The sequence below is a fragment of the Methylobacterium sp. C33D genome (assembly GCF_053345825.1).
In genome coordinates this window covers 1-1,430 of sequence record NZ_JBKFAV010000098.1, presented here as the reverse complement: position 1 = coordinate 1,430, position 1,430 = coordinate 1, and the positions used below count along the sequence as shown (strand labels likewise).

General features: G+C 76.3%; 1 protein-coding gene. It reads right to left on the bottom strand.

Features of this window, described 5'->3' with window-relative positions; all coding sequences use genetic code 11:
- The coding region (locus tag ACLBXO_RS31495) for a chemotaxis protein CheA (protein ID WP_447687882.1) at positions 1–1,430 on the bottom strand (1,430 nt) is incomplete at both ends.

Below are 1,430 nucleotides of genomic sequence, written 5' to 3'. Positions count from 1 at the left end.
CCCCGCTCCTCGGCCTTGGCGCGGATGCGCGCCGCGTCGAGCCCGGCGCCGTCGTCGCGCACGCTCACCAGCACCTGGGCGCCGGCATGCTCGGCCGTCAGGGTGATCCGCCCGGTGGCGGGCTTGCCGGCGGCCGCGCGGCGCTCGGGCGCCTCGACGCCGTGGTCGATGGCGTTGCGGATCAGGTGGACGAGCGGGTCGGCCAGGCGCTCGATCACGGTCTTGTCGAGCTCGGTCTCCTCGCCGCCGGTGACGAACTCGACCGGCTTGCCGAGGTCGCGCGAGAGGTCGTGGACGAGGCGGCGGAAGCGGCCGAACAGGGCGCCGATGGCGACCATGCGGATGCTCATGGTGGTGTCGCGCAGGCGCGCCGAGAGGCGCTCGATCTCCTCCGCGACGGTCTTGAGGCCGGGATCGGCGTGCAGGCCGGCGAGCTGGCCGAGGCGGGCCTGGGCGATGACGAGTTCGCCGACCCGGTCCATCAGCTCGTCGAGCCGCTCCGCCTCGACCCGCACGCTGCTGGCCGGCCGGTCCTCGGCTCGCCGCGCCGCCGCGGGCGCCCGGACGTCGGACCCGGCGGCGACCGGGGCCGCCGCGGCCGGAGCGGGGCCGGCCGGAGCGGGACCGGCCGGAACGGGAATGGCCGGAGCGGGGTCGCGCGCCTCGGCCGCCTCCGGTGCGGCGTCCGGCAGCGCCGGACCGGCCGGCTCCAGGGTCAGGACCATCTCGTCGCGCACGAACAGGAACACGTCCTCGACCGCCGCGCGGGTCGCGGGCCCGCGCAGGGTCACGTCCCAGCCGAGGACGAGGCTCTCGGGATCGAGGCCGGGGAGTTCGGGCAGGGCGTCGAGGCGCGGCACGACCGTGCAGGGGCCGAGGTCGCGCAGCTCGTCGAGGAGGGCCAGCGGGTTGGTGCCGTTGCGCAGGACGTCCGGGGCGAAGGCGACGCCGATTTGCCAGCCGTCCCCGGCGGGCCGGGCGGCCGCGCCGGCCGGGAGGGCGGGTGCCGCGGGGACGCCGGCGGCGGTGGCGGCGGCGGTGGCGGTGGTGACGGCGGCGGCGCCGAGGAGCTGCTCGAGCTCGGCCAGGATGGCTTCGCCGATGATCGGGGCGCTGGCCTCGGGCTCCTCGATGAGGCCGCGGATGTAGTCCTTGGCGGAGAGCGAGACGTTGACGAGGTCGCGGCCGACCGGGACCTCGCCGCGGCGGACGCGGTCGAAGGCGGTCTCGAAGTCGTGGGTGAAGGCGGCGACCTGCTCGAAGCCGAACATGGCGCCCGAGCCCTTGATCGTGTGCAGGGCGCGGAAGGCGGTGTCGATCAGGGCCCGGTCCTCGGGCCGGTCGCCCAGGTCGAGCAGCGTCGCCTCCAGGCACGCGAGCAGCTCGGCCGCCTCCGCGCGAAAGATCTCCGTCGGTTCCAGAGCAGTCAT